This window comes from Janibacter massiliensis (assembly GCF_900289115.1).
GTDB classification, from domain to species: domain Bacteria; phylum Actinomycetota; class Actinomycetes; order Actinomycetales; family Dermatophilaceae; genus Janibacter_A; species Janibacter_A massiliensis.
The window spans coordinates 272123-292617 of record NZ_LT985196.1 but is presented as its reverse complement, the minus strand read 5'-3'; the positions used below and the strand labels follow the sequence as shown (position 1 = coordinate 292617).

The following is a 20495-nucleotide window of genomic DNA, read 5'->3' as shown; positions in this document are numbered from 1 at the left end:
CACCGGCGGATCAAGAGCGGCGTGGCCGCGCGGGGCCGGAGGTCCAGCGCCCCACGCCCCAGCGACTCAGACCCCGAGCGCCTCGCGCATCGGGACGAGCTTCGCCTCGGACTCGGCGACCTCCGCGTCGGCGTCCGAGCCCGCGACGATCCCGCAGCCCGCGTAGAGGGTGATCTCCGACGGCGCCCCGGGGGTGATCCGGCCGCACCGCAGCGCGATGCCCCACTCGCCGTCGCCGGACGCGCTCATCCATCCGACGGGCCCGGCGTACCGGCCGCGGTCGAGCTCCTCGGTGGCCGCGATGAGCTCGTCGGCGACCGGCGTCGGGGTGCCGCACACCGCCGCCGACGGGTGCAGCGACGCCGCAAGGTCGAGGGAGCGCACGTCGTCCGAGACGACCGCGGTGACGTCGGTGGCCAGGTGCATGACGTTCGCGAGGTGGAGGACGAAGGGCGCCTCGGGCACGTTCATCGACGAGGTGTGCGGCGCGAGCGCGTCGGCGACCGAGCGGACCGCGTACTCGTGCTCCTCGAGGTCCTTGCTCGACCGCGCGAGCGATCCTGCGAGCGCCGCGTCGGCCGCGTCGTCGCCGGTCCGCCGGATCGTCCCCGCGAGGACCCGCGAGGTGACCAGTCCCCGCTCGAGCCGGACGAGCATCTCCGGCGTCGCACCGACCAGGCCGTCGACCGCGAACACCCACGTCGCGTCGTAGCGCGCGGCGAGCCGCCGCAGGACGGTGCGGGCGTCGATCGGTGCCGCCGCGGTCACGGTCTCGGAGCGGGCGAGGACGACCTTGTCGAGCCGGCCCTCGGCGATCTGCGCGACGGCCGCCTCGACCGTCGCGGACCACGTGCGGGTCGTCGCCGAGGCGGGCGCGACCGTGACGGGCCCGGTCTCGCGGTGGTCGCTCCGCCGCAGCAGCGCGGGGGGCTGCGGGGCTGGGCCCTCGACCGCGGTCGTCGTCACCCACGTCACCCCGTCGCGCCGCCCGACGACGACCTCTGGGACGACGAGCGTGGACCCGGCGGGCGAGGCGGCCGCGTACGCGAACGAGCCGAAGCACACGAGGCCGGATGCCGGCAGGGCCACCTCGTCCTCGACGACCGCCGCGTGCGTCACGGCCTCCCACCAGGCCCGGGCGTCGGCGAACCGCGCGGGCGTCGTCACCGCCGTCGTCGCGGCCCGACCCCAGCCGACGATCCCCTCGCCGCGGCGGACCCAGGCCGACACCAGCGGCGCATCGACGTCGGGCACGAGGTCGAGCAGCGGCACGTCCTCCATCGCGCCGTGGACACGGACCGTGCGGGTGCGGAGGGTGCCGGGCACGCCGGCGACGGCCCGTCCGGGCAGGGGTGGGGTTGACATCGCAGGGCAGCCTATGTCGGGCCGGCTCCCGGGTCTCCGACGCCTGCGCTCCACCGTGGCCCCCGGTGGGTGATGATGGGCACATGACCACCGCCCCCGTGTCGCCGACCCGCGCCTCGCTCGAGAAGCAGCCGCACGAGGTCGCGTCGATGTTCGACACCGTCGCCTCGCGTTACGACCTGACCAACGACATCCTCTCGCTGGGGCAGGACCGGTTCTGGCGCTCGGCCGTCACCAGGGCGGTCGGGGCCCGCCCGGGCGACCGGGTGCTCGACATCGCGGCGGGCACTGGCACCTCGAGCGAGCCCTTCGTGGCCGACGGGCTCGAGGTCGTCCCCGCCGACTTCTCCCTCGGGATGCTGCGCGTGGGCAAGAAGCGCCGTCCGGACCTGGGCTTCACCGCCGCCGACGCGATGCGCCTTCCCTTCGAGGACGAGAGCTTCGACGCGGTGACGATGAGCTTCGGCCTGCGCAACGTCTCGGACCCCGCGGCCGCCCTCGAGGAGTTCCTCCGCGTCACCCGCCCCGGCGGCACGCTCGTCGTGTGCGAGTTCAGCCGTCCGGTGAGCAGCGCCTTCCGGACGGTGTACCTCAACTACCTCATGGCGGCTCTGCCGGCGATCGCCCGACGGACGTCGTCGAACCCCGACAGCTACGTGTACCTCGCCGAGTCGATCCGCGCGTGGCCCTCGCAGCGGGAGCTCGGTCTGACGATCGCGAAGGCCGGCTGGCACGGCGTGCAGTGGCGCAACCTCACCGGCGGCGTCGTCGCGCTGCACCGGGGCCACAAGCCCGACGTCTGAGCCGATAAGGCGTGCCTTACCCCGTCCCCCCGAAGGCCGGGAGTATCGTCCCGTGCGGCTCGTGAACCCGCTCACAAGCCACCCTGCGACGGACCCCCGTCCTGCCCCTGACCCCGAGCCGAGGACACGTTGACCCCCTCCGAGCAGCACGCCGACGTCATCGTCGTCGGTGCCGGTCCCGGCGGTTCCGCGACCGCCGCGTGGCTCGCCGGCGCTGGGCTCGACGTCCTCCTCCTCGAGAAGGCGACCTTCCCGCGCGACAAGATCTGCGGTGACGGCCTGACCCCCCGCGCGGTCAAGGAGCTCATCGCGCTCGGCGTCGACACCGAGGGCTGGACGAGGACGAAGGGCCTGCGGATCCTCGGCGGCGGGCACACCCTCACGCTCGACTGGCCCGAGACGACCTCCTTCCCCTCGTACGGCATGGTGCGCGCGCGGGGCGACCTCGACGAGGCGCTCGCCCGCCACGCGCAGGCGCGCGGCGCGATCCTGCGCGAGGGCGTCTCGGTCACCGGACCCGTCCTCGAGGGTGGCCGCGTCGTCGGCGTCGAGGCCAAGCTCGTCGACGGCCGCGGGCGGGCGACGGGGGAGCGGACGACCTTCCGCGCACCGGTCGTCGTCGCCTCCGACGGGGTCTCCTCGCGACTGGCCGTCGCGGTCGGCCGCGAGAAGCGCGAGGACCGCCCGATGGGCGTCGCCGTGCGCGGGTACTACGCGAGCGACCGGGTCGACGACTACCTGGAGTCCCACCTCGAGCTGTGGACCACCGGAGCCGACGGCGAGCGCATCCTCATGCCCGGCTACGGCTGGATCTTCCCGCTCGACGGCGGGCGGGCGAACGTCGGCCTCGGGATCCTCAACACCTCGACGGCCTTCGGGCAGACGGACTACAAGGACGTCATGCGCCGCTGGGTCGAGACGATGCCGGGAGACTGGGAGTTCCCCGAGGGCAGCGAGCTCGGCCCGATCCGCGGCGCCGCCCTCCCGATGGGCTTCAACCGCACCCCGCTGTACGCCGACGGGCTGCTGCTCGTGGGCGACTCCGGCGGGATGGTCAACCCGTTCAACGGCGAGGGCATCGACTACGCCCTCGAGGCCGCCCGGGTCGCTGCGGACGTCATCCTCCAGGCCCGCGGCCGCACCACCGACGCCCAGCGGGAGGCCGTGCTGCAGACCTACCCGCGGATCCTGCGCGACGAGCTCGGCGGCTACTTCACCCTCGGGCGCTGGTTCGCCAAGGCCATCGGGAACCCGGACGTCATGCGCCTGGCCACCCGCTACGGCCTGCCGCGCACGACGCTCATGCGGTTCCTGCTCAAGGTCATGGCCAACCTCCCGCAGGAGCGCGGCGGCGGCATCGACGACCGTCTCGTGCGGGCGATGGCGACGATGGCTCCGGACGCATGACCATGACGACGACCCATAGGATCGAACCCGTGCAGCACGTCGAGAGGCAGGCCGGCCGATGAACGCCCCGTACGTCCCGCTCCTGATCTTCATGGGGCTGGGCTTCGCCTTCGCCGCAGGATCCGTCCTCACCTCGCTCGTCGTCGGCCCGCGCCGCTACAACGCGGCCAAGGCGATGGCGTACGAGTGCGGCATCCAGCCGTCTCCGCAGGCCGACGAGGGCGGCCGCGTGCCGATCAAGTACTACCTGACGGCGATGCTCTTCATCATCTTCGACGTCGAGTCGCTCTTCCTCTACCCGTTCGCCGTGTCGTTCAACCGGCTCGGGCTCTTCGCGCTCGTCGAGATGGTCCTGTTCATGCTGACCGTGTTCATCGCGTACGCCTACGTCTGGCGCCGCGGCGGACTCAACTGGGAGTGAGGTGACGGCGTGGGCATCGAGGAGAAGCTCCCGTCCGGGTTCCTGCTGAGCACCGTCGAGTCGCTCGCGGGGTACATGCGCAAGTCGTCGGTGTGGCCGGCGACCTTCGGCCTGGCCTGCTGCGCCATCGAGATGATGGCCGTCGGCACACCGCACTACGACATCGCGCGGTTCGGCATGGAGCGCTTCGCGGCGACGCCGCGGCAGGCCGACATCATGATCGTCGCGGGTCGGGTGAGCCAGAAGATGGCCCCCGTCGTCCGGCAGGTCTACGACCAGATGGCCGAGCCCAAGTGGGTCATCTCGATGGGCGTGTGCGCGAGCTCCGGCGGCATGTTCAACAACTACGCGATCGTCCAGGGCGTCGACCACATCATCCCCGTCGACGTGTACCTGCCCGGGTGTCCCCCGCGGCCGGAGATGCTCCTCAACGCGATCATCACGCTCCACGACCAGATCCAGCACACCAAGCTCGGCGTCAACCGGGTCGCGGCCGCCCGCGCCGCGGAGGAGGCGGCGCTCCGGGCGACGCCGACCCAGCTGATGGAGCCCACGCACGTCCACGGCGGCACGCCCCACGCCCTGCGCGGCGAGGAGGAGGCGGCCGGTCTCGCCGGAAGGAACCTCCTCGCATGAGCGACGGCACCAAGCCCGCGACCCCCACGGCGGCGGACGCACCCCCGGCCCCCACGGCGGAGGGCCCGACGACGGCCGACGTCGAGCAGAGCATCCTCCCGGCCGAGCCCGGCTCGGGGAGCGACCCGGTCGTCATCGGCAGCCGGCAGGGCATGTTCGGCGCCAAGGTCGGCGGGGACACCTCCGGCTACGGCGGGCTGCAGACGCCGATCCTCTTCCCCGGCGCGGCCGCCCGGCCCTACGGCAGCTGGTTCGACGAGGCCGCGGACGCCCTCGAGGCGCGGCTCGGTGGCTCCGGCCCGCAGGTCGGCATCGAGCGGGTCGTCGTCGACCGCGGCGAGCTGACGCTCCACGTCGCCGCGCAGCACCTGCCGACCGTCGCCCGGGCGCTGCGGGACGACCCGGCGCTCCGGTTCGAGATCTGCACGGGCGTCTCCGGGGTCCACTACCCGGGGGAGACCGGTCGCGAGCTGCACGCGGTCTACCACCTCCTGTCGATCACCCACGGCTCGCGCCGGCTGCGGCTGGAGGTCTCCGTCCCGGACACCGACCCGCACATCCCCTCGATCGTCGACACCTACCCCGGTGCCGACTGGCACGAGCGCGAGACGTGGGACATGTTCGGGATCGTCTTCGACGGCCACCCGTCCCTGACCCGGATCCTCATGCCGGACGACTGGGACGGCCACCCGCAGCGCAAGGACTACCCCCTCGGCGGCATCCCCGTCGAGTACAAGGGCGGCACCGTCCCGCCGCCGGACCAGCGGAGGTCCTACTCCTGATGAGCACCGACAGCATGCGCGCCGCCGCCTCCGGCCCGACGCTCGACGACGACGCCCGCGAGGGCACCGTCCTCAACCCGCAGGGCGGGGACTGGGACGACCTCGTCGGCGAGCTCACCTCGACCCCCCAGGAGCGGATCGTCGTCAACATGGGGCCGCAGCACCCCTCGACGCACGGCGTCCTCCGCCTCATCCTCGAGCTCGACGGCGAGCTGGTCACCGAGGCCCGCGCGGGCATCGGCTACCTGCACACCGGCATCGAGAAGAACATGGAGTTCCGCTCCTTCACGCAGGGCGTGACCTTCTGCACGCGGATGGACTACCTCACCCCGATGTTCCAGGAGGCCGCGTACTGCCTCGCGGTCGAGAAGCTGCTGGGCATCACCGACGAGGTTCCCGAGCGCGCGAGCGCGATCCGCGTCCTCATGATGGAGATGACCCGCGTCTCCAGCCACCTCATCTGCCTGGGCACCGGCGGCATGGAGATGGGCGCGACGACGGTCATGACGATCGGCTTCCGGGAGCGCGAGCGTCTGCTGTCGGTCATCGAGGGCATCACCGGCCTGCGGATGAACAACGCCTACATCCGTCCCGGCGGCGTCGCGAACGACCTGCCGGAAGGAATGATCGAGCAGATCCGGTCGATGATCCCGCAGGTCCGCAAGGGCATCCGCGAGCTCGAGGCGCTCCTGCTCGAGGCGCCGATCCTCAAGGGCCGCACCAAGCACGTCGGCTACCTCGACCTCACCGGCTGCATGGCGCTGGGGATCACCGGGCCGATCCTCCGCTCCACGGGTCTGCCCCACGACCTGCGGAAGTCCGACCCGTACTGCGGCTACGAGAAGTACGACTTCGACGTCGTCACCCGCACCGGCGCCGACGCCTACGACCGGCTGTGCATCCGCCTCGACGAGATGCACCAGAGCCTGCGGATCATCGAGCAGGTGACCGACGAGCTCGCCGGCAACCCGGGACCGGTCATGGTCGCCGACAAGCGGATCGCGTGGCCGGCCAACCTCTCCGTCGGGCCCGACGGGCAGGGCAACAGCCTCGAGCACATCCGCGAGATCATGGGCACCTCGATGGAGTCGCTCATCCACCACTTCAAGCTCGTCACCGAGGGCTTCCGCGTCCCGCCGGGTCAGGCGTACGTCGCGGTCGAGTCCCCCAAGGGCGAGCTCGGCTGCCACCTCGTCTCCGACGGCGGCACGCGGCCGTACCGGGCCCACTTCCGGGACCCCTCGTTCAACAACCTCCAGGCCGTCGCCGCGATGTCCGAGGGCGGCAACCTCGCGGACGTCATCGTCGCCGTGGCCTCGATCGACCCCGTGATGGGTGGCGTGGACCGGTGACCGGCCGCGCGCGGAAGGAACTGATCTGATGGCGGACAACTTCGGGCTGCAGAGCGCCTCCGGGCACCTCCACGTCCCCGAGGCGTCGAAGGAGCCGTACGACCCCGAGACCCTCGCGGGCCTGCACCGGGACGCGCAGGAGGTCATCGCGCGGTACCCGCAGAAGCGGTCGGCGCTGCTGCCGCTGCTCCACCTCGTCCAGTCCGTCGACGGCTACGTCACGGGCCGGGGGATCGACTTCTGCGCCGAGGTCCTCGAGCTGACGACCGCCGAGGTCTCCGGCGTCGCGACCTTCTACACGCAGTACAAGCGGCACCCCAACGGCGACTACACCGTCGGCGTCTGCACGAACACGCTGTGCGCGATCATGGGCGGCGACGCCATCTGGGACGCGGTGAGCGAGCACCTGGGCATCGGGCACGACGAGACCACGCCGGACGGCAAGATCACGCTCGAGAAGATCGAGTGCAACGCCGCCTGCGACTACGCCCCGGTCGTCATGACGAACTGGGAGTTCTTCGACAACCAGACGCCGGAGTCGACAGTCGCGCTCGTCGACGACCTGCGCGAGGGCCGGGAGGTCCGTCCGACCCGCGGTCCGAGCACGCTGTGCACCTTCAAGCAGACCTCCCGCGTCCTGGCCGGCTTCCTCGACGGCCGCGCGGACGAGGGCGTCGGCGCCGGACCCGCCTCCACCGAGGGCGTCCGCCTGGCGAAGGAGAAGGGCTGGCACGCCCCGAGCGCGTCGACCTCCAGCGACGCCGAGGACGCCGCCACCGGCGAGGGCACCTCGACCGCCGGCATGGCCGCCGGGCGCGACGACAGCGTCAACGCCGCGACGAACGCCCCCGACGAGAAGCCCGGCGGGCAGTCCGGGCAGGCGGCCGAGGGCGGCAAGATCGCCGACGACACGACGAAGGCCGAGACCGACCCGGGCAAGGGGGCGAAGTGACGATGACGACCCTGACGCCGATCCTCACGCGGTTCTGGGACGCCGAGGAGTCCTGGACCCTGCGGACGTACGAGGACAACGAGGGCTACCAGGCGCTGCGCAAGGCGCTGGGCAGCGCGCCCGCCGACCTCGTGCAGATGGCCAAGGACTCCGGGCTGCGCGGCCGCGGTGGCGCAGGCTTCCCCACCGGCATGAAGTGGGGCTTCCTGCCCCCGCCGGACGGCGGTCCCCGATACCTCGTCGTCAACGCCGACGAGTCCGAGCCGGGCACGTGCAAGGACATCCCGCTGATGATGGCCGCGCCGCACTTCCTCGTCGAGGGCGTGGCGATCACGAGCTTCGCCATCGGGTGCAACCACGCGTTCATCTACCTGCGCGGCGAGGTCGTCCACGTCTACCGCCGGCTGCTGCGCGCGGTGGAGGAGGCCTACGCGGCCGGGCACCTGGGCAAGAACATCCACGGTTCGGGCTTCGACCTCGACGTCACCGTCCACGCCGGCGCCGGCGCGTACATCTGCGGCGAGGAGACGGCACTGCTCGACTCCCTCGAGGGTCGGCGCGGCCAGCCGCGGCTCAAGCCGCCGTTCCCCGCCGTCGCCGGCCTCTACGCCCGGCCGACGGTCGTCAACAACGTCGAGTCGATCGCCTCGATCCCGCCGATCCTCCTGCACGGCGCCGACTGGTTCGGCGGCATGGGTACGGAGAAGTCGAAGGGCTTCGGCATCTTCTCCCTCTCCGGCCACGTCAAGCGGCCCGGCCAGTACGAGGCGCCCCTGGGCATCACCCTGCGCGAGCTCATCGACATGGCCGGCGGCATGCGCGACCCGAACCGGAAGCTGAAGTTCTGGACGCCGGGCGGGTCCTCGACCCCGATCTTCACCGAGCAGCACCTCGACGTCCCGCTCGACTTCGAGTCGGTCGCGGCGGAGGGCTCGATGCTCGGCACCCGCGCGCTGCAGATCTTCGACGAGAGCGTCTCGGTCGTCCGGGCCGTCTCGCGGTGGATCGATTTCTACAAGCACGAGTCCTGCGGCAAGTGCACCCCGTGCCGCGAGGGCACGTGGTGGCTGGCGCAGATCATGCACCGCTTCGAGCACGGCCAGGGCCAGCCCGAGGACATAGAGAAGCTCCTCGACATCTGCGACAACATCCTCGGCCGCTCCTTCTGCGCCCTCGGCGACGGCGCGACCAGTCCCGTGACGTCGGCGGTGAAGTACTTCCGCGAGGAGTTCGAGGCCGGCTGCCACACGCCCGCCGACGTCCTCTTCCCGCCAGCCGCCTCGACCCTCTTCGACAAGGAGTCGGTGAGCGCATGACCGCCACGACGAACACCCCGCCCGGCGCCCCGGAGCAGCAGAAGCCCGAGACCGTCGACCTGACGATCGACGGCATCCCCGTCACCGTCGAGAAGAACACCCTCGTCATCCGTGCGGCCGAGCAGGTGGGCATCCAGATCCCCCGGTTCTGCGACCACCCGCTGCTCGACCCCGTCGGCGCCTGCCGGCAGTGCCTGGTCGAGGTCGCCATGCCCGACCGGGAGGGCAACCTCAAGCCGATGCCGAAGCCCCAGGCCTCGTGCACGATGACGGTCGCCCCGGGCATGGAGGTGAAGACGCAGGTCTCCTCGCCGGTCGCCGACAAGGCGCAGCGCGGCGTCATGGAGCTGCTGCTCATCAACCACCCGCTCGACTGCCCCGTGTGCGACAAGGGCGGGGAGTGCCCCCTGCAGAACCAGGCGATGACCGCCGGGCGGGCGATCAGCCGGTTCGAGGACAGCAAGCGGACCTACCCCAAGCCGATCAACATCAGCAGCCAGGTCCTCCTCGACCGCGAGCGCTGCGTCCTGTGCGCCCGCTGCACCCGGTTCTCCGACCAGGTCGCCGGCGACCCGTTCATCGCCCTCGTCGAGCGCGGCGCCCTCCAGCAGGTCGGCATCTACGAGGAGCAGCCCTTCGAGAGCTACTTCTCGGGCAACACCGTCCAGATCTGCCCGGTCGGCGCGCTCACCGGCGCGGCCTACCGCTTCCGCTCGCGGCCCTTCGACCTCGTCTCGACGCCGACGACGTGCGAGCACTGCGCCTCCGGCTGCGCGATCCGCACCGACCACCGCCGGGGCACCGTCCTGCGGCGCATGGCGTGGAACGACCCGGCCGTGAACGAGGAGTGGAACTGCGACAAGGGTCGCTGGGCCTTCCAGTACACGATGGTCGGCGACCGCATCGAGCACCCGATGGTGCGCGACGCCTCCGGCGCCCTCGTCGTCGTCTCCTGGGACGAGGCCCTCGAGGCCGCGGCCGCGGGGCTGCGGGCGGCCGGCACGACCGGCGTCCTCACCGGCGGCCGGCTCGTCGTCGAGGACGCCGCCGCCTACGCCCGCTTCGCCCGCGAGGTGCTCGGCACGGGATCGATCGACTTCCGCTCCCGGCCGCACTCGGCGGAGGAGGCCGCCTTCCTCGTCGAGCACGTCCTGGGGACCTCGCCGGAGACCGGCGGTGTCACCTACGCCGACGTCGAGCACGCCGGTTCCGTCCTCCTCGTCGGCGTCGAGCCGGAGGAGGAGAGCCCGATCCTCTTCCTGCGCCTGCGCAAGGCCTACCGCCGGAACGGCACGAAGGTCGCCGCGGTCGCGCCGCTGAGCACCCGCGGCCTGCGCAAGGTCGGCGGCGCGCTCATCCCGTCCGCCCCCGGCACCGAGGTCGAGGTCCTGGAGGCGCTGCGTGCCGACGCCCCGGCCGAGACCGGCGGCGAGGCCTACCGAGCCGCCCACGAGGCCCTGCGCGCCGAGGGCGCGATCATCCTCGTCGGCGAGCGTCTGGCGACCGTCCCGGGCGCCCTCACGGCGGCTGCCGGGCTGGCGAGGACCACCGGCGCGCGGCTTGCATGGGTGCCCCGCCGCGCCGGTGAGCGCGGAGCCCTCGAGGCCGGCTGCCTCCCGACCGGTTCGGGCCTGTCCGCCGACGGCATGCTCGACGCGGCCCGCGCGGGCCAGCTGGGCGCCCTCGTCGTCGGCGGCGTGGAGCTCGCCGACCTCGGACGCCGTCGGGCCGCCGAGGACCTCGCCGGGACCTTCGTCGTCTCCCTCGAGCACCGCGCCAGCGACGTCACGGCCGTCGCCGACGTCGTCCTGCCGGTGGCGCCGCACGCCGAGCGCTCGGGCACCTTCCTCGACTGGGAGGGCCGGCGGCGCGAGGTCCAGGCCGCCCTCGAGACCGGTGCCCTGGCCGACCACGTCGTCCTCGACCGGCTCGCCGGGCACCTGGGGGAGTTCCTGGGCACCCGGTCGGTGCAGGAGGCGAACCGAGCGCTGACCGAGGACGCCTTCGACGGCACCGGCGTCGCGCGCGGCACGGTCGCCGCCGCGGACGTGCCCCAGCTCGGTGAGGGCCAGTTCGTCCTCGCGACCTGGCGCCAGCTGCTCGACGGCGGGCGCCTGCAGGACGGCGACCCGTTCCTCGCCGGCACCGCTCCGGCACCGCGGGCCTGGATCTCCCCCGCGAGCGCCGAGGACCTGGGGATCGTCGACGGCGACCAGGTCACGGTCACCGCCCGCACCCGCGACGGCGGGACGGTCGCCGTCGTCGCGCCCGTCACCGTCGAGGAGATGGTCGACCGGGTCGTGTGGCTCCCGACGAACCAGGCCGGGCTCGACCTGCGGGACGTGCCCGCGGGCTCCGTCGTCACGCTCACCCGAGGTGGTCAGGCATGAGCTTCTCGTCCGTCGCCGCGCTCGCGACGCAGGACAACACGTCCCTGCCGCTGGCCGACTTCAGCGACACCCCCGTGTGGCTCTCGCTCGTCAAGGCGCTCCTGCTGTTCGTCTACCTGCTGGTCAGCGTCCTGCTGATGATCTGGTTCGAGCGGCGCGTCATCGGACGGATGCAGCAGCGGCCGGGCCCGAACCGCACCGGCCCCTTCGGGCTCCTGCAGTCGCTCGCCGACGGCATGAAGTCGATGTTCAAGGAGGACGTGATCCCCAAGAACGCCGACCGGCTGATCTTCACGCTGGCGCCGATCCTCTTCGCGACGATGGCGTTCGTCTCCTTCGCGATCATCCCGCTCGGCGGCACCGTCCGGATGTTCGGCCACACGACGCCGCTGCAGCTGACCGACCTGCCGGTGGCCTCGCTCCTCGTCCTCGCCGTCGCCGGTGTGGCGGCCTACGGGATCGTCATGGCCGGTTGGTCCTCGGGCTCGACCTACCCGTTGCTCGGTGGCCTGCGCGCCTCGGCGCAGATCATCTCGTACGAGATCGCGATGGGTCTCGCGCTCGTCGCGGTCTTCCTCTACAGCGGGTCGATGAGCACCAGCCAGATCGTCGCCGCCCAGAGCGACCTGTGGTACATCGTCCCGGCGTTCGTGTCCTTCGTCGTCTACGTCATCACGATGGTCGGCGAGACGAACCGCCTGCCGTTCGACCTCGCGGAGGGCGAGGGCGAGATCGTCGGCGGGTACTTCACCGAGTACTCCTCGATGCGCTTCGCCATGTTCTTCCTCGGCGAGTACGTGAACATGTTCACCGTCTCCGCCCTGGCCACGACGCTCTTCCTCGGTGGCCCGGCGGCGCTGCCCGGCCTCGGCTTCATGGCCGGCGGCTGGTGGGGCCTGCTGTGGTTCACGCTGAAGATGTGGCTGTTCATGTACTTCTTCGTCTGGCTGCGCGGCTCGCTTCCCCGCACCCGGTACGACCAGTTCATGGCCTTCGGCTGGAAGCTGCTCATCCCGCTGACCCTCGTGTGGGTCATCGCGGTCGCCTTCATCCGCGGCGCGCAGCTGGGCTACCTCGGTGACGCGACGATCACCCTGCTCGGCCGTGCCGTCCCGATCGCGACGCTCATCATCGTCAGCGTGCTCGCGCTCTTCGTCCTCGCCGCGGTCTGGGTGTGGGAGGGCCGCGTGGCCCGGGCCGAGGCGAGCCGGCAGGCGCCTCCGCCGGAGGAGATCGACCCGTTCGCGGGTGGCCACCCCGTGCCGCCCCTGCCCGGCCAGCGGCTTCGCGAGCCTGCGGCCGCCGGTACCGCACCCGCCGTCACGGCCCACCGCAGCACCAGCCCGACCAAGGAGGCCCCCCGTGGCTGACGCCCAGAAGAAGGGCGGGTTCCTGTCCGACCTGTTCGCGCCGGTCGCCGGCTTCGGCGTGACCTTCGCGACGATGTTCCGCAAGGTCGAGACGGAGCAGTACCCGGACGAGAAGTGGGCGACCCAGCCCCGCTTCCACGGCCGTCATCAGCTCAACCGCCACCCCGACGGGCTCGAGAAGTGCGTCGGCTGCGAGCTGTGCGCCTGGGCCTGCCCCGCGGATGCGATCCTCGTCGAGGGCGCCGACAACGACGACACCCCCGTCGCGGACGGCGGCACCGGCCGGTACAGCCCCGGTGAGCGGTACGGGCGGATCTATCAGATCAACTACCTGCGCTGCATCTTCTGCGGTCTGTGCATCGAGGCGTGCCCGACGCGGGCGCTGACGATGACGAACGAGTACGAGCTCGCCGACCACCACCGCAAGGACCTCATCTTCACCAAGGAGCAGCTCTTGGCCCCGGTGCAGCAGGGGATGCTCCCGCCGCCCCACCCGATGGTCGAGGGCATGGAGGAGCGCGACTACTACCTCGGGTCCGTCACGGGCGCGACCGGCCAGCAGCAGGCCTGGGTCGACAGCCACGTCCGCGCAGCGACCGACGGAGGCACCCGATGACCGGCACCGGCGAGGCCGTGACCTTCTGGATCCTCGCGCCCGTCGCCGTCCTGGGCGCCCTCGGGCTGATCTTCGCCCGCAAGGCGGTCCACGCGGCGCTCGGGATGGTCATCACGATGGTGACGATCGGTGTCTTCTACCTCGCGCAGCAGGCCCCGTTCCTCGGCGTCGTGCACGTCTTCGTCTACTCGGGCGCCGTGATGATGCTCTTCCTCTTCGTCATCATGCTCGTCGGTGTCGACGCCTCGGACAGCCGCGTCGAGACGATCCGCGGGCAGCGGGTCGCCGGGATCCTCGCGTCCCTGGCGATCGCCGCGCTGCTCGTCGCGACGATCGGCGGAACCCGCGTCCCGGCCGGCGGCGGCGACCTCAGCGCCGTCAACACCGACCCGGGCAACGTCAACGCGATCGCGTTCCTCATCTTCGGCCGCTACGTCTGGGTCTTCGAGCTCACCTCCGCCCTGCTCATCACCGCGGCGATGGGTGCGATGGTCCTCGCGCACCGCGAGCGGCTCACGCCGAAGCCGACGCAGCGCGAGTGGAGCCAGCGCCGCATCCGCTCGGGCCGCAACGTCGCGGGCCTGCCCGCGCCCGGCGTGTACGCCCGCCACAACGCCGCCGACACCCCGGCCCTGCTGCCGGACGGCACGACGAGCGAGCTGTCGGTCAACCGCACCCTCGACGCACGCCACCAGGTGAGCGACCCCGACCGGTTCAGCCACCACCGGGACACCGACGTCGTCCCGGGCACCGCGCGCACCGAGGCGACCGACGACCTCGCGGCCGTGGACCCCGAGCTCGTCGGCGGGCCGAACACCGACACCCTGGGCTCGGAGGAGACGAAGTGAGCCTGCTCAACTACCTCTACCTCGCGTGCCTGCTGTTCTCGATCGGTGCCGTGACGGTGCTCCTGCGCCGCAACGCCCTCATCGTGTTCATGGGTGTCGAGCTCATGCTCAACGCCGCGAACCTCGCGTTCGTCACCTTCGCCCGGATGCACGGGACCGTCGAGGGGCAGGCGATCGCCCTCTTCGTCATGGTCGTCGCTGCGGCCGAGGTCGTCGTCGGGCTCGCCATCATCATGGCGATCCACCGTTCCCGCCGGTCGGCCTCGGTCGACGCCGCCAACCTGCTGAAGCTGTGAGGAGCCGACGTTGACCTCCCTGTACTCCCTGGCTCTCGAGGGTGGCGACCAGGCCGTCGCCGCCGCGAGCGGGATGTCCTCCCTCGCGTGGCTCCTCGTCGCGCTGCCGCTGCTGGGTGCCGCGCTCCTGCTCCTCCTGGGCCGGGTCTCGGACTCCTTCGGCCCGATCCTCGCGACGATCCTGTCGTGGTCGAGCTTCGCCGTCGCCGCCGCGATCGTCGTGGGGATGCTCGGCCAGGACCCGCAGGCGCGGGCCGGCCACCTGCACCTCTTCGAGTGGGTGCACGCGGGCGGCTTCCACCTCGACGCCGGCATGCTCGTCGACCAGCTGTCGATGTCCTTCGTCCTGCTCGTGACCTTCGTCGGCTCGCTCATCCACGTGTACTCGCTCGGGTACATGGCGCACGACCCGGACAAGCGGCGCTTCTTCGCCTACCTCAACCTCTTCGTCGCGGCGATGCTCCTGCTCGTCCTGGCCGACAGCTACCTCCTGCTGTTCGTCGGCTGGGAAGGCGTCGGCCTGGCCTCGTACCTGCTCATCGGGTTCTGGAACCACAACCCCGACTACGCAGCCGCCGCGAACAAGGCCTTCATCGTCAACCGCGTCGGTGACGTCGGCCTCGCCCTGGCGGTGGCGATGATGTTCGCGACCTTCGGCCGGGCGGACTTCGCGGGGGTGAACGCCGGCGTGCCCGGTGCGAGCGAGGGCGCCCTCACGGCGATCGGCCTCCTGCTGCTCCTCGCGGCGTGCGGCAAGTCCGCGCAGTTCCCGCTGCAGAGCTGGCTCGGTGACGCCATGGCGGGCCCGACCCCGGTCTCGGCGCTCATCCACGCGGCGACCATGGTCACCGCGGGCGTCTACCTCGTCGTCCGCAGCCACGCGATCTTCGAGGGCGCGCCGGGCGCCCAGCTCGTCGTCGCGATCGTCGGTGCGATCACGCTCGCGTACGGCGCGATCGTCGGCTGCGCGAAGGACGACATCAAGAAGGCGCTGGCCGCATCGACGATGTCCCAGATCGGCTACATGATGCTCGCCGCCGGCCTGGGCCCGATCGGCTACGCCTTCGCGATCTTCCACCTCATCACCCACGGCTTCTTCAAGGCCGGGATGTTCCTCGGTGCGGGCTCGGTCATGCACGCCATGAACGACCGTGTGGACATGCGCCGCTTCGGCGGGCTCTCGACGGTCATGAAGATCACGTGGGTCACCTTCGGCCTGGGCTGGCTGGCGATCCTCGGCGTCCCGCCGTTCTCCGGCTTCTGGAGCAAGGACAAGATCATCGAGGCCGCCTTCGTCGGCGAGGGCTGGCGCCCCTGGGTCTTCGGGCTCACCGCGCTCGTCGGTGCCGGGGTCACGGCGTTCTACATGTCGCGACTGTTCTTCATGACCTTCCACGGCCGCCGCCGCTGGGAGGACGACGTCCACCCGCACGAGTCGCCCCTGTCGATGACGATCCCGATGATGGTCCTGGCCGTCGGCTCGGCCCTGCTCGGCCTCGCGCTCGGCCCGACGAACGTCTTCACCCGCTGGCTCGAGCCGGTCACCGGCCACCACGAGCACGGCGAGCCGGTCCTGCCGGTCCCCGTCCTCATGGGCCTGACGCTGCTCTTCGTCCTCGCCGGGGCCGCCCTCGCGTTCGTCCGGTACTGGCGCGCCGAGGTCCCGGTCGTCGCACCGCACGGCTCGTTCGCCACGCGGGCGGCCCGCAAGGACCTCTTCCAGGACGACGTCAACGACCTCCTCGCGATCGGGCCGGTGATGGGCCTGGCCGGGGCGACCCGCGCCACGGACCGTGCGCTGGGCGACGGTGGTGCGGACGGGATCGGCAGGCTCGTCACGGGCGCCGCCTCCGGCCTGCGACGTGCCCAGAACGGTTTCGTCCGCTCCTATGCCCTGACCATGCTGGTCGGCGTCGTCGCCGTCCTCGCCTCCCTGTGGGTGATGAACTGATGAACGACTACCCCTGGCTGACCCTGATGATCGCGGTGCCCGCGGTGGGCGCCCTGACCATCGCGTGCCTGCCGCGGAACGTCGCCCGGCTGGCGAAGCCGATCGCGCTCGCGTACTCGCTCCTGGTCCTGCTGCTCACCGTCGGGCTGACGACGGCGATCGACGTGCGCTCGGGCTTCTTCTCGCTCACCGAGCGGCACGACTGGATCCCGCAGCTGGGCACCTCGTGGGCCCTGGGCGTCGACGGGATCTCCTACCTCCTCATCGCGATGGCCGCGATCCTCACCCCGATCTGCCTGCTGGCGGCCTGGGACGACGAGCACGAGCCGGGCCGCGTGAAGACGTACTTCGCGCTCATGCTCCTGCTCGAGGCCTTCATGGTCGGCGTCTTCGCCGCCGCGGACGTCCTGCTGTTCTACGTCTTCTTCGAGGCGATGCTCATCCCCGTCTACTTCCTCATCGGGATGTTCGGCGGCGAGGGGCGGCAGCGTGCGGCGATGAAGTTCCTCCTCTTCAGCCTCGCCGGCGGGCTCGTCATGCTCGCGGCGGTCATCGGGCTCTACGTCGTCGGCCCGGGGGGCTCGCAGGGCTACCTCATCGAGCGCCTCGGTGACCTCGAGATGTCGACATGGACCGAGCGTCTGCTCTTCCTCGGCTTCTTCATCGCCTTCGCGATCAAGGCGCCGATGTGGCCGGTGCACTCGTGGCTGCCCGACGCGGCGGGCGCCTCCCGCCCGGCGACGGCGACCCTGCTCGTCGGGGTGCTCGACAAGGTCGGCACCTACGGGATGATCCGGTTCTGCCTCGAGCTCTTCCCCGACGCGAGCCGCTGGGCCACCCCGGCAATCACCGTCCTCGCCCTCGTGTCGATCTTCTACGGGGCGTTCATGGCGATCGGGGAACGGGACCTCATGCGCCTGATCTCGTGGACCTCGGTGAGCCACTTCGGCTTCATCGTCCTGGGGATCTTCGCGATCACCCGGACCTCCCAGGCGGGCAGCGCGTTCTACATGATCAACCACGGCTTCTCCACGGCCGGGCTCTTCCTCGTCGCGGGGATGCTCATCGCGCGCCGCGGCAGCCGGATGGTGCCCGACTTCGGTGGCTGGCAGCGGGTGACGCCCGGCCTGGCGGGGGTCTTCCTCATCGCGGGCCTGTCGACGCTCGCGCTGCCGGGCATGGGCTCCTTCCTCTCGGAGTTCCTCGTCATCACCGGCACCTTCCAGCGCAACCGGTGGGCCGGCGCGATCGCGGCCGTCGGCATCGTGCTGGCCGCGACGTACGTCCTGCTCATGTACAAGCGGACGATGACCGGCCCCGTCCCGCAGCTGGCGACGCCGGTGCGCGACATCACGTGGCGCGAGAAGGTCGTCGTCGCGCCGCTCGTCGCGCTGTTCCTCGTGCTCGGCGTGTACCCCAAGCCGGTGCTCGACGTCATCAACCCCAGCGTCGAGCGCACGCTGTCGTGGATCGGCGCGTCCGACCCCGCCCCGACCGCCGTCGCGGCGACGGCGGTCGCCCTCCTGCGGACCGTCGACGCCCAGGGCGTGACCCTCGACGGGTCGGTCGCCGTCGACGGACCGGCGATCTTCCTCCAGGTGACGCTCCTGGTGATGGCCCTGCTCGGCGTCCTCCTCATGGCCGAGCGCTTCGGTGGCTCCGGAGCCGACGCGTTCACCCCGATGGGTGCGAGCGTCCCCGGCTCGCCGCTCGAGGACGCCGTCGCCCGCGAGGGCTGGAGCACCTCCGAGGTCTTCCCGCTGACGCTCCTGTCGGTGACCGGCATGCTCATGTTCGTCTCCGCGAACGACCTGCTGACGATGTTCGTCGGCCTCGAGGTGCTCTCCCTGCCGCTGTACCTCCTGTGCGCGCTCGGCCGTCGGCGCCGGCTGCTCAGCCAGGAGGCGGCGCTGAAGTACTTCCTCCTCGGTGCCTTCTCCAGCGCATTCTTCCTCTTCGGCGCGGCGCTCATGTACGGCTACGCCGGCTCGGTCCGGTTCGACCGCATCGCGGCTGCGATCGGCGGCGCGGACGCCCAGACGGAGTCGCTCCTGCTGCCCGCCGTCGTCCTCCTCCTCGTCGGCGTGCTCTTCAAGGTCGGCGCCGTGCCCTTCCACAGCTGGACGCCCGACGTCTACCAGGGCGCCCCGACCCCCGTCACCGGGTTCATGGCCGCGTGCACGAAGGCCGCCGCCTTCGGTGCGATGCTGCGGCTGGTCTACGTCGGTCTCGCGGCCGACCGCTGGGACTGGCGCTGGGGTCTCATCGCGGTCGCGGCCCTGACGATGGTCGTCGGCTCGGTCCTCACCGTCGTCCAGCGCGACGTCAAGCGGCTGCTCGCCTACTCCTCGATCGCCCACGCCGGCTTCATCATCGTCGGCCTGCTCGCCTTCGACCGGACCGCCGTCAGCGGGGTTCTCGTCTACCTCGTCTGCTACGGATTCGCCACGCTCGCCGCCTTCGGCGTCGTCACGATGGTCCGCAGCGGGGGGTCCGAGGCGACGGACCTCGAGCAGTGGCGTGGTCTGGGCCGTCGTCACCCCGCGGTGGCGGCGACATTCACGGTCCTCCTCCTCGCCTTCGCCGGCATCCCCCTGACCTCCGGTTTCACGGCGAAGTTCCTCGTCTTCCAGCCCGCCATCGCCCACGGCGGCCGTGCCGGAGCCGCGCTCGTCGTCCTCGGTGTGCTGTGCAGCGCCATCACCGCGTACGCCTACTTCCGGATCGTCGTGCGGATGTTCTTCGACGCCGACGGTGACGGCGAGCGCGCGGACGGTCCCGGCGCGGTCGACGGCGCCACCGCCGCGCTCCCGTCCGCTGACGCCGTGGCGGCCCCGGCGACAGTCCTCGCGCCCGGTGCCGGCACCCTGCTCGTCGTCGTCGTCGGGCTCGTGGTGACGATCCTCCTCGGCGTCTTCCCGGCCCCGCTCCTGTCGGCTGCGGCCGACTCGGCGCAGTTCCTCCGGTGACCCAGCCCGCCACCGGGCAGGGGACGCCGCCTGTCCTGTCCATCCCCGGCCTCGCGCCCGAGCTCCGCGAGCGGGTGCTCGAGGGGATGGCGCGGGTCGAGGCCCTGCTGTCGGCACGAGTGGCGGCGGACGACCCGTTCGTCGCCGAGGCCTCGGGCCACCTCCTCGCCGCCGGCGGCAAGCGGTTCCGACCCCTGCTCACGCTCCTCGTCGCCGAGCTGGGAGCAGGCGCGACCGACGAGGTCGTCGCGGCCGCGGCCGGCGTCGAGCTCACGCACCTCGCCTCGCTCTACCACGACGACGTCATGGACGAGGCCGACGTGCGCCGAGGCGCCCCCAGCGCGAACGCTCGCTACGGCAACTCGACGGCGATCCTCGTCGGCGACCTCCTCTTCGGGACGGCCTCCGACATCGTCGCCGACCTCGGTCCCCAGGCCGTGAAGCTCCAGGCGCGGACCTTCGTCCGGCTGTGCTCGGGGCAGATCCGCGACGAGCGGCCGTGCCCGGACGGCACCGACCCCGTCGAGTACCACCTCGGCGTCCTCGCCGACAAGACGGGCGTGCTCATCGCCACGGCGGCGCGGTACGGCGCGATGTTCGCGGGGTGCCCGCAGGACGTCGTCGCGATGGCCACGGAGTACGGGGAGCGGCTCGGCATGGCCTTCCAGCTCGCCGACGACCTCATCGACATCGGCAGCGAGGGGGAGGAGTCGGGCAAGACCCCCGGCACCGACCTGCGTGAGGGCAAGCGCACGCTGCCCGTGCTCCACGCCCTCGCGTCGACGGACCGGGCCGACGACCGGCTCAAGGAGCTGCTCACCGGCGACCTCGACGACGACGCCCGGCTGGCCGAGGCCCTCACCCTCCTGCGGGGGCACCGCGCGATGGACGAGGCGCGGGAGCAGACCCGCGCGGTCGCGCGGCGGGCCGTCGAAGTGCTCGAGCCCCTGCCGGCGAGCGAGGCCAAGGATGCGCTGGTCGCCCTTGCCTCGGGCGTCGTCGAGCGGGTCGGCTGAGGGCC

17 protein-coding genes are annotated in these 20495 nt (G+C 71.8%); 16 read left to right on the top strand and 1 reads right to left on the bottom strand.

Annotated elements, in window-relative coordinates; all coding sequences use genetic code 11:
- Positions 1-66 precede the first annotated feature (66 nt).
- The gene (locus DAA34_RS01445; RefSeq protein WP_106817307.1) at positions 67-1365 is read right to left on the bottom strand and encodes an isochorismate synthase; all 1299 of its coding nucleotides are present in this window, start codon (positions 1363-1365) and stop codon (positions 67-69) included.
- An 83-nt stretch (positions 1366-1448) separates the two neighbouring features.
- Here DAA34_RS01445 and DAA34_RS01440 point away from each other — a divergent pair, with 83 nt between their 5' ends.
- The 16 genes from DAA34_RS01440 to DAA34_RS01365 all read left to right on the top strand — a co-directional run bounded on the left by DAA34_RS01440 (position 1449) and on the right by DAA34_RS01365 (position 20490).
- The gene (locus tag DAA34_RS01440; protein ID WP_106817306.1) at positions 1449-2168 is read left to right on the top strand and encodes a demethylmenaquinone methyltransferase; all 720 of its coding nucleotides are present in this window, start codon (positions 1449-1451) and stop codon (positions 2166-2168) included.
- A gap of 129 nt (positions 2169-2297) precedes the next feature.
- A complete protein-coding gene (locus tag DAA34_RS01435) occupies positions 2298-3575 on the top strand; it encodes a geranylgeranyl reductase family protein (protein WP_106817305.1) in 1278 nt (425 codons plus the stop codon).
- A gap of 58 nt (positions 3576-3633) precedes the next feature.
- Positions 3634-3996 carry an NADH-quinone oxidoreductase subunit A gene (locus DAA34_RS01430; RefSeq protein WP_106817304.1) on the top strand — a complete coding sequence of 121 codons (363 nt, stop codon included), beginning with the start codon at positions 3634-3636 and terminating at the stop codon, positions 3994-3996.
- A gap of 9 nt (positions 3997-4005) precedes the next feature.
- Positions 4006-4632, top strand: coding sequence for a NuoB/complex I 20 kDa subunit family protein (locus tag DAA34_RS01425; protein ID WP_234354054.1), 627 nt, complete (start codon positions 4006-4008; stop codon positions 4630-4632).
- Positions 4629-5414 (top strand): NADH-quinone oxidoreductase subunit C, encoded by a 786-nt coding sequence (locus DAA34_RS01420; protein WP_106817303.1) that lies wholly within the window; start codon positions 4629-4631, stop codon positions 5412-5414. Before DAA34_RS01425 ends, DAA34_RS01420 begins: the two co-directional genes overlap by 4 nt.
- A 14-nt stretch (positions 5415-5428) precedes the next feature.
- Entirely contained in the window at positions 5429-6766 is a 1338-nt protein-coding gene (locus tag DAA34_RS01415) for an NADH-quinone oxidoreductase subunit D (RefSeq protein WP_407657033.1), read from the top strand.
- Positions 6767-6794: 28 nt separating this feature from the next.
- Positions 6795-7718 carry an NADH-quinone oxidoreductase subunit NuoE gene (gene nuoE / locus DAA34_RS01410; protein ID WP_106817301.1) on the top strand — a complete coding sequence of 308 codons (924 nt, stop codon included), beginning with the start codon at positions 6795-6797 and terminating at the stop codon, positions 7716-7718.
- 2 nt (positions 7719-7720) lie between these two features.
- Positions 7721-9034, top strand: coding sequence for an NADH-quinone oxidoreductase subunit NuoF (gene nuoF / locus DAA34_RS01405; protein WP_106819643.1), 1314 nt, complete (start codon positions 7721-7723; stop codon positions 9032-9034).
- Positions 9031-11424, top strand: coding sequence for an NADH-quinone oxidoreductase subunit G (locus DAA34_RS01400; RefSeq protein ID WP_106817300.1), 2394 nt, complete (start codon positions 9031-9033; stop codon positions 11422-11424). Before nuoF ends, DAA34_RS01400 begins: the two co-directional genes overlap by 4 nt.
- Positions 11421-12794, top strand: a complete 1374-nt coding sequence (gene nuoH, locus DAA34_RS01395; protein ID WP_199847391.1) for an NADH-quinone oxidoreductase subunit NuoH — start codon at positions 11421-11423, stop codon at positions 12792-12794. The genes DAA34_RS01400 and nuoH overlap by 4 nt, the downstream gene beginning before the upstream one ends.
- The gene (gene nuoI, locus DAA34_RS01390; protein ID WP_199847390.1) at positions 12787-13410 is read left to right on the top strand and encodes an NADH-quinone oxidoreductase subunit NuoI; all 624 of its coding nucleotides are present in this window, start codon (positions 12787-12789) and stop codon (positions 13408-13410) included. Before nuoH ends, nuoI begins: the two co-directional genes overlap by 8 nt.
- Complete coding sequence (locus DAA34_RS01385) at positions 13407-14258, top strand: NADH-quinone oxidoreductase subunit J (RefSeq protein WP_106817298.1); 852 nt, start codon at positions 13407-13409, stop codon at positions 14256-14258. Before nuoI ends, DAA34_RS01385 begins: the two co-directional genes overlap by 4 nt.
- Positions 14255-14554 (top strand): NADH-quinone oxidoreductase subunit NuoK, encoded by a 300-nt coding sequence (gene nuoK, locus DAA34_RS01380; RefSeq protein WP_106817297.1) that lies wholly within the window; start codon positions 14255-14257, stop codon positions 14552-14554. Before DAA34_RS01385 ends, nuoK begins: the two co-directional genes overlap by 4 nt.
- A 73-nt stretch (positions 14555-14627) precedes the next feature.
- Complete coding sequence (gene nuoL, locus DAA34_RS01375) at positions 14628-16505, top strand: NADH-quinone oxidoreductase subunit L (RefSeq protein ID WP_106819641.1); 1878 nt, start codon at positions 14628-14630, stop codon at positions 16503-16505.
- The gene (locus DAA34_RS01370; RefSeq protein WP_106817296.1) at positions 16505-19474 is read left to right on the top strand and encodes an NADH-quinone oxidoreductase subunit M; all 2970 of its coding nucleotides are present in this window, start codon (positions 16505-16507) and stop codon (positions 19472-19474) included. The genes nuoL and DAA34_RS01370 overlap by 1 nt, the downstream gene beginning before the upstream one ends.
- Positions 19471-20490, top strand: a complete 1020-nt coding sequence (locus DAA34_RS01365; RefSeq protein ID WP_234354053.1) for a polyprenyl synthetase family protein — start codon at positions 19471-19473, stop codon at positions 20488-20490. The genes DAA34_RS01370 and DAA34_RS01365 overlap by 4 nt, the downstream gene beginning before the upstream one ends.
- Positions 20491-20495: the final 5 nt, after the last annotated feature.

Bases quoted from the DNA above. Each gene is read 5' to 3' on its own strand.
- DAA34_RS01445 (WP_106817307.1), bottom strand. From the start codon at position 1,365: ATGTCAACCCCACCCCTGCCCGGACGGGCCGTCGCCGGCGTGCCCGGC.
- DAA34_RS01440 (WP_106817306.1), top strand. From the start codon at position 1,449: ATGACCACCGCCCCCGTGTCGCCGACCCGCGCCTCGCTCGAGAAGCAG.
- DAA34_RS01430 (WP_106817304.1), top strand. From the start codon at position 3,634: ATGAACGCCCCGTACGTCCCGCTCCTGATCTTCATGGGGCTGGGCTTC.
- DAA34_RS01420 (WP_106817303.1), top strand. From the start codon at position 4,629: ATGAGCGACGGCACCAAGCCCGCGACCCCCACGGCGGCGGACGCACCC.
- DAA34_RS01415 (WP_407657033.1), top strand. From the start codon at position 5,429: ATGCGCGCCGCCGCCTCCGGCCCGACGCTCGACGACGACGCCCGCGAG.
- nuoE (WP_106817301.1), top strand. From the start codon at position 6,795: ATGGCGGACAACTTCGGGCTGCAGAGCGCCTCCGGGCACCTCCACGTC.
- nuoF (WP_106819643.1), top strand. From the start codon at position 7,721: ATGACGACCCTGACGCCGATCCTCACGCGGTTCTGGGACGCCGAGGAG.
- DAA34_RS01400 (WP_106817300.1), top strand. From the start codon at position 9,031: ATGACCGCCACGACGAACACCCCGCCCGGCGCCCCGGAGCAGCAGAAG.
- nuoH (WP_199847391.1), top strand. From the start codon at position 11,421: ATGAGCTTCTCGTCCGTCGCCGCGCTCGCGACGCAGGACAACACGTCC.
- DAA34_RS01385 (WP_106817298.1), top strand. From the start codon at position 13,407: ATGACCGGCACCGGCGAGGCCGTGACCTTCTGGATCCTCGCGCCCGTC.
- nuoL (WP_106819641.1), top strand. From the start codon at position 14,628: ATGTCCTCCCTCGCGTGGCTCCTCGTCGCGCTGCCGCTGCTGGGTGCC.
- DAA34_RS01370 (WP_106817296.1), top strand. From the start codon at position 16,505: ATGAACGACTACCCCTGGCTGACCCTGATGATCGCGGTGCCCGCGGTG.